Genomic DNA, 895 nt, shown 5'->3' with positions numbered 1-895 from the left:
CCAAACTGTTCACCTACGCGCGTCTTTTGTAACTCCGTGTGAGACGCCCCACAACCCCGCCAGGTAAACCTGACGGTTTAGGCTCTTCCGCGTTCGCTCGCCGCTACTGACGGAATCACTATTGTTTTCTCTTCCTCCGGCTACTTAGATGTTTCAGTTCACCGGGTCTGCCTTCTCGTACCCTATGGATTCAGATACGGATACCATCCCATTACGGATGGTGGGTTCCCCCATTCGGAGATCCCCGGATCAAAGCGTGCTTACCGCTCCCCGAGGCTTATCGCAGTTCGCTGCGTCCTTCTTCGGCTCCTAGCGCCAAGGCATCCACCGTGTGCCCTTAGTAACTTAACCACAGGATGTGGTTATGTCTGCGTTGCCAACAGGACGTTGGCGCACTTAGCAGACGTACCATTCCATGTTAGTACTAATAGTACTTACACAATTAAAATATCCTTAGCAATTCATGCAGTATCCAGTTTTCAAGGAACAACGACGCACAGGAAGTGCTAGCGTCTGCGTTGCCTCAGGACGAGGCGTACTTAGCAGACGATCCTTTTGGCGTCCGCCTGGCAACGTCCTACTCTCCCGGCTCCCTGCGGAGCAAGTACCATCGGCGCTGGAGGGCTTAACGGCCGTGTTCGGCATGGGAACGGGTGTGTCCCCTCCGCCATCATCACCAGACATTGAAGGATATGCTCCTTCAAAACTGAACAGCGAATGCGCGTTGCGGTCATATCTCCATAGAAAGGAGGTGATCCATCCGCACCTTCCGGTACGGATACCTTGTTACGACTTCACCCCAGTCATCTACCCCACCTTCGGCGGCTGGCTCCCAACCGGGGTCCCCGAAAAGTAATACTTTTTGGGGTGGTTTAGGTTACCTCACCGACTTCGG

General features: G+C 54.0%; 3 rRNA genes. All 3 read right to left on the bottom strand.

The annotated features are described in order from the left end of the window. Positions 1-351 (bottom strand): 23S ribosomal RNA (locus EDM58_RS20635); the annotation flags it as partial. Between the two features lie 213 nt (positions 352-564). Continuing rightward, positions 565-681, bottom strand: a 5S ribosomal RNA gene (gene rrf / locus EDM58_RS20630). A 63-nt stretch (positions 682-744) separates the two neighbouring features. After that, a 16S ribosomal RNA gene (locus EDM58_RS20625) occupies positions 745-895 on the bottom strand; the annotation flags it as partial.

Origin of the sequence: Brevibacillus panacihumi, from assembly GCF_003710985.1 — a bacterium.
GTDB classification, from domain to species: domain Bacteria; phylum Bacillota; class Bacilli; order Brevibacillales; family Brevibacillaceae; genus Brevibacillus; species Brevibacillus panacihumi.
This window is presented reverse-complemented; position numbering and strand designations above follow the sequence as displayed.